Genomic DNA, 6,224 nt, shown 5'->3' with positions numbered 1-6,224 from the left:
AGCCGAGCCCGAGGAAGCGCCCGTCGCCGAGGACGAGGACGACGAGCTGACCGAGCGTCGCGCTCCGCGTCCGTCGGACGATGAGGAGGAGGACAACACCCTCAGCCTCGCGCAGATGGAAGAACAGCTCAAGCCGATGGCGCTCGAGCGCTTCGCCAGCATCACCGCGCTCTACAAGAAGTTCTCGAAGGTCCAGGTCGCGCGTCTCGAGGCGATGAGCGCGGGGGGCGAGCTGTCCGCCGCCGACGAGCGCAAATACCAGAAGCTGCGCGAGGAACTCACGGCGGAGGTCGAGAGCGTCCAGTTCCACAACGCCAAGATCGAATATCTGGTCGATCAGCTCTATGCCTATAACCGTCGCCTGACCGCGCTGGGTGGCCAGATGCTGCGCCTCGCCGAGCGCCACAAGGTGCCGCGCAAGGACTTCCTCGATCGCTATATCGGTCACGAGATCGACGAGAACTGGCTGGCGACGGTCAACAAGGTCGACAAGAAGTGGACCGCGTTCGTTGCGAACGAGGGCGAGGCGGTCGAGCGCATCCGCGCCGAGATCGCCGACATCACGCAGCAGACCGGCATGGCGCTTACCGAGTTCCGCCGGATCGTCAACATGGTCCAGAAGGGCGAGCGCGAGGCGCGCATCGCCAAGAAGGAGATGGTCGAGGCGAACCTGCGGCTGGTGATCTCGATCGCCAAGAAATACACGAACCGCGGCCTGCAGTTCCTGGATCTCATCCAGGAGGGCAATATCGGCCTGATGAAGGCGGTCGATAAGTTCGAGTACCGCCGCGGCTACAAGTTCTCGACCTACGCGACCTGGTGGATCCGCCAGGCGATCACCCGCTCGATCGCCGACCAGGCGCGCACGATCCGCATTCCGGTCCACATGATCGAGACGATCAACAAGCTGGTCCGCACCAGCCGCCAGTTCCTCCACGAGCAGGGCCGCGAGCCCACGCCCGAGGAGATGGCCGAGCGCCTCTCCATGCCGCTGGAGAAGGTCCGCAAGGTGATGAAGATCGCCAAGGAGCCGATCAGCCTCGAGACGCCGATCGGCGACGAGGAGGACAGCCACCTCGGCGACTTCATCGAGGACAAGAACGCGGTGATCCCCGTCGACGCCGCGATCCAGGCGAACCTGAAGGAAACGGTCACCCGCGTCCTCGCGTCGCTCACCCCGCGCGAGGAACGCGTGCTGCGCATGCGCTTCGGGATCGGCATGAACACCGATCACACGCTCGAGGAAGTCGGCCAGCAGTTCAGCGTCACCCGCGAACGCATCCGCCAGATCGAGGCCAAGGCGCTCCGCAAGCTGAAGCACCCGTCGCGGTCGCGCAAGATGCGATCATTTCTAGATCAGTAGGTCGTGAGGCCGAAACGGCCAGTCGGCCGTCCGCTTAGCGGCCCCAATTAGCGCGGTGCCATTCCATCCAAACGATTTATGAACGGAATTGCGCTAGCTTTGGCGTTCGACCATCCGGTCACTTCGTACGGTCGTGACGCAGGCCATGACGCCCCGGCGATCGGCGATATGGCGATGAGGACGGTACGCATCGTGAGTGCCGCTGACATAGCGACTTTATGCTGCTTCGATCATATCCGCGCTGATATCGGCTTTCACCCAGTTGAGCAAAACCAGGTTTCGAATTGCCTCGGCCACGACGTGACGCTTCTCAGCAGTCTCCCAAGAGGGCTTCCAGTCTAGGACATAATCCAGAATGTCCTGCTCGGACACCGTCCGCCCCGGCCTGCGCGTCTTGATCGCTCGGCAAGCGTAAATGATGGTGGCGACCTCTTCAGCCTGATCGGTCGTCTTGATGCGGCTGAACAGGTCGACTGTCTTATCGACTCTTTTTCCGTACAGCTCGAGTTCGGTTCCCAGCTTGCGCCGATCCTTTTCATACTGTGGACCGACCCGAAAAGCGATCATCTTACCCAGCGGTGCCTCCTGAAGCCAGTTGCGGTTAGCGAAATCATGAAGTGCCGCCTTCATGTCTCCAGAGAACGGACCGTAACTGCCCTTGCCAAAGGCGAAACCGGTAGGCACTCCCATCTCCGTTAGAATGTAAGCGATCTTCTGAAAGATCGTACGCCCGACCGGATTGGCATAAGGTTGCGCTTGAAGCTCGCGCAGTACCTCGATCAAGGCGATCCAACTCGGATTGGGTTTTGTGGCTCTGAGGCCCTGGCCGGTCAGGGTCATCTGCGAGGGGGCCTGGAGGAACTCGGCCGTAAGCTCACTCTTGGGCGTACCGTACGGCGCATAAACCTCGATGTCGGCCCGCAGTCCGTGAAGCTTAGCGTAAATGAGAGGTCCCATTTCAGACCAAGTCAGGCCGCCATTTCCGCAACCGAGCGGCGGCAGTGCCAGACTTGTGACTTCCCAGTCCGTGAGTCGGAGTGCAAGATATTCGAGTCCACGCTCGATGTCCGCAGAGCGTGATGACGACCGCCAATGGCCCTTGGTCGGGAAACTTATAATCCTGACGCCGGTCTCGTCCGTGTAAAGGTACGGCTCGCCCAATCGCACATCCCCGCGCGCGCAACGATCGGCATAATCGCTGGCCATACGCGGGAAGCGCTTCTTGAACTCCAGCGCCACCCCCTTGCCCATCACACCGACGCAATTGACGGTATTTACGAGCGTCTGGGCCTCGCTGACGAACAGGTCTCCGATCAGGGCTTTGAACATAGGTCTCGTTATCACGGGTTCGGACGAAAGAACATAACAGGATCGACTGCTGCCGGTAAATCCGGGGCGGACGCGCTCAGTCGCGTCCGCGTAGCCGCGTCGATCACGAACGCACCCACGATACACTCCGGCGGGACACGATGCGGCACCAGCACTTCCGCGCACTTCCGGGATCTGTGCTGATAAAGTCGCCTTTCATCGTCCGGATGAGTCCAGCTCGCGGCGAGCACGTCGTCGAAGCAGATCAGCGACCATTGGATAGGGTCTAGGAACCGAACGTAACCACTGGCGGCATTGCTGTCGGTGATGACAACACCCGGCAAAGCCAGCACGTCGAGCGATACGCGCAGTATGCACAACGTTCCCGTCTCGCCGCGTCGCTTGTACAGCATGGGATTGCGCGCATGAAAGTATAGGTTCGCGTATTGATGAAGCCGAAGGCCTTGAGGCACGCGCTTCTGATCGCGCCGATCCTGAACTGGTTGAAGCGCCACCGACGAGTGTCGATACCGCGCCGCGCGGTCATAGGATAGGATTCCGTTAGCCAGAACCGAAGGCAAATTCGCGATCGGCATGATGCAATGAAGTTCGGTTATGCGCGGGTCCATGACATTGCGCAGCATCGACGAAGTCGACATTCCACGTCAACCATGGCCTTGACCGAAGTCGCCGGCATGTTGGCGTTCAAACGCCGGACATCCCTATTTCCAAATATCTGGAAGCCGTACACAACAAAGACGGCTTATAATTTGCGAACGCTCGGCAACCCCGCCCACCCCAGCATCAGTTCGGTCAGCGCCCACACCATCGCGTCGGCGCGGTCGGGGCTGGTGCCCGGTCCCTGGTACGGCGCGCCCGCGACCAGGCCGAGGAGTTCGGCCTCCAGCGCCGGGAAGCGGCCATGGAGGCGGATCTTGCGCGCCTCGAACAACAGCGCGATCGGGTCGGCGCGCGCGGACTTGCCTTCGCTGGCGTGGACCAGCTTGACGCGAAGCGCCTCGTCGGCGGCGCGCAGCACGGCCGCGACCATCTTGCCGCCCTGGTTGCGTTCGGCGACCACGCCGGTCGCGCGGTGGATGCGCGCGGCGTCGGCGACCGTCCGCGCCCAACCCTCGGGCGAGCGGGCGGTGACGCTGTGGTCGGCCAGGACATGGCCGACGCCGTCCGTGTCCAGCGCGCAGGCGACGATGCCGCAGGTGCCGTCGCCCGAGGGCGGGTCGACGCCGATGACGATGCGGACATACTCTCCCCTCCCGCTCGCGAGAGGGGTCGGGGGAGGGCATGCGCCACACTCGCCGGTGTCCCCCGCAGTTCCGTCCGGTCCCTCCCCTAGCCCCTCCCGCGAGCGGGAGGGGAGCGACGCCCGGCACGCCTCCAGCGTTTCGGGCGTCCATAGCGCGCCGCCTTCCGCGAGCAGCTCGCCCTCCAGTTCCTGTAGCCCCAGGCGCGTGCCGCCATATAGCCGCTCCATCGTGCCGAGATAGGCGGGCGGGAGGTGCGGGTTGTCGCGCGTGCCGCCGCGCGTCGTCACGCAACCGGGCTCCGCCATGATTCGCCGAAGCACCGGGCCGGGGCGCGGCGTGGTGGTGACCAGAGCGCGCGGACGGTCGCCCGCGCGCAGGCCGAGCTGGAGATTGTCCCAGGTCTCGCCCGGCTTCGCCCATTTGGCGAGCTCGTCGCACCAGGCGAGGTGATGCTCAGGCCCGCGCAGCTTGTCCGGGCTCGCGCCGGAGAAGAGGGTGACCTCGGTCCCCCCGCGGAAACGGAGCACGCCCCGGCTGGGGTTCCAGTCTTCCAGCCACGGCTCCGCCACGCGCAGCAACCCGCTATGGCCCTCCACCATGACGCTGCGCGCCTCCCCGATGGTCGCGGCCACCAGCGCCACGCGAAGCTCGCGCCCTTCCCGGATGATGTCGGCCAGCCAGTTCGCGCCCGCCAGCGTCTTGCCAAACCCGCGCCCCGCCATCATCACCCACACGCGCCACGCCTCGTCCGGCGACCGCTGCCCGGCATGCGCCCAGGCGGTCCAGCCTCGGTCGAACGCGTCGCTCTCGACCTCGCCCAGCAACCGCAGGCTCCGCGCGCGCGCCGACGCCGGCTTCGTCAGCAGATGCTCGACCAGGTCGGTCCCGGCCGGCAAGCGCGGCCTAGCCCTCGGCACGGGTCGCCGCGTCCGCGAAGCCCGCGTCCTCCCGGGCGGCGGCGACCGCGCCCGCCATGCCGGCCGCCGCCGCGCGCGACGTCTCGATCGCCGACAGCTTGGCTAGGATGCTGGCATGCACCTCCGCCAGCGGACGCGGCACCGCCCGTCGTCCCGGGGTCCGGGGACCGGCGCCGCGCGCGGCGGCCTGGTGCATCCGCAGCAGGTCCATGGCCTCCCTGACCGTCATCCTGGGGATCGGCAGGTCCGGATTCGGCATCCGGCCGGACAACGCGTTCTCCGCCTCCTCGAGCAACAGCGACTCCAGCCTGATATAGCCTTGCTCCATCGCCGCCCGCCACCGCTCGGCGAACGCGGGATCGCGGCGTCGCCGCCAGTATAGCGTCGCCGTGGTATAATCGATCGCCGCCGCCGCGGTCCGGACGTTGCAGCTCGCGGCCAGCTGATCGAGGAACAAGGCCTCGGCCTCCTCCGTCCAATAGCTCCCCTCCGTTTTTACCAGCTGCGGCCCGTTCTTGCCGGCCGCGCGCACGCCCTGTCCCGCCGGCTTGCGCGCGCGCTTCCTCGCCGGACGTTCCATCCGCTTGTCTACCGCCATTGTTCGACTCCCCCAAATCCGTTCCCTTTTTGTTCATAGATAAGCGGGTTTGTCAAGCATAACCAACCAATATGGTTCTCAGGAGTCGGTCTGGCGCATCCGCATCCATCGACGCGACCGGCAGCACGGTGCCGCCATCGGCGCGTGGTTGCCGCGCGGTTAACATGGGCTACACCCGGTCTTTACGCGGGCTGTTTAGGACAAGGGGTATAGAACGGAGCCCGCGACCATCCCCGGGGCGGACGCGGCTCAGCGACAGGACGGACGATTCATGGCTCTTCACCTCGTTGCCGACCGCGGCGCGCAATCATGGAACGGGGTGCGGGCCCTGATCGACGCCGAGGGCAGCGCCGTCCACGACCATCTTCGCCGCCTGTGCTCGGCCGACCGGCGCGGATTGCATCGGGGTGATCGACGCGTCGAAGCGCCGGAGCCGTCGCGCGCCGACGCGTCGATGGCGCGCCGGGTCGACCTCGCCGACGCCGTCCACGCGCTCTGCGCGGTTCACGGCGCGCACCGGGGACTGGCCGACCAGGCGCGCGAGCATCCGGCGGCCGGGGAGGCGAGGAACTGGCTCGCCGGGCTCGCGGCGGCGCTGGCGGATGAGCGCGGGCATCTGGCGCGCACCGTGTCGGTGGCGGGACCGCTGCCTTCGACGCCGGGACAGGCGGCGACCGACTCGGCGCTGGGGGCGCAGCGCCACGCGTTCCGCCTGCTCGCCCGGTCGGACCGGGTCGGGGTGGCGACGGGCGCGGCGGCGGCGCTGGCGCTCG

6 protein-coding genes are annotated in these 6,224 nt (G+C 66.0%); 2 read left to right on the top strand and 4 right to left on the bottom strand.

Annotated elements, in window-relative coordinates:
• Positions 1 to 1,363 (top strand): RNA polymerase sigma factor RpoD (rpoD, locus tag ACFE71_RS14380; protein WP_375429451.1); only part of this gene is annotated, 1,363 nt, incomplete at its 5' end.
• A 216-nt stretch (positions 1,364 to 1,579) separates the two neighbouring features.
• Here rpoD and ACFE71_RS14375 read toward each other — a convergent pair.
• From ACFE71_RS14375 to ACFE71_RS14360, 4 genes are all read right to left on the bottom strand, one after another.
• Positions 1,580 to 2,692 (bottom strand): macro domain-containing protein, encoded by a 1,113-nt coding sequence (locus ACFE71_RS14375; RefSeq protein ID WP_375429450.1) that lies wholly within the window; start codon positions 2,690 to 2,692, stop codon positions 1,580 to 1,582.
• Between the two features lie 11 nt (positions 2,693 to 2,703).
• Positions 2,704 to 3,315 carry a DUF4433 domain-containing protein gene (locus ACFE71_RS14370; RefSeq protein ID WP_375429449.1) on the bottom strand — a complete coding sequence of 204 codons (612 nt, stop codon included), beginning with the start codon at positions 3,313 to 3,315 and terminating at the stop codon, positions 2,704 to 2,706.
• Positions 3,316 to 3,434: 119 nt separating this feature from the next.
• Positions 3,435 to 4,832 (bottom strand): terminase large subunit domain-containing protein, encoded by a 1,398-nt coding sequence (locus ACFE71_RS14365; protein WP_375429448.1) that lies wholly within the window; start codon positions 4,830 to 4,832, stop codon positions 3,435 to 3,437.
• 7 nt (positions 4,833 to 4,839) lie between these two features.
• Positions 4,840 to 5,451, bottom strand: coding sequence for a hypothetical protein (locus ACFE71_RS14360; protein ID WP_375429447.1), 612 nt, complete (start codon positions 5,449 to 5,451; stop codon positions 4,840 to 4,842).
• A 271-nt stretch (positions 5,452 to 5,722) separates the two neighbouring features.
• On the opposite strand from ACFE71_RS14360, the gene ACFE71_RS14355 reads away from it, so the two are divergent.
• A partial coding sequence (locus ACFE71_RS14355; RefSeq protein ID WP_375429446.1) for a DUF6975 family protein occupies positions 5,723 to 6,224 on the top strand: 502 nt, incomplete at its 3' end.

Source organism: uncultured Sphingomonas sp., from assembly GCF_964237155.1.
Classification (GTDB): Bacteria; Pseudomonadota; Alphaproteobacteria; order Sphingomonadales; family Sphingomonadaceae; genus Sphingomonas.
Note: the sequence above shows the minus strand (reverse complement) of the source record. Positions and strands in the feature narration are given on the sequence as shown.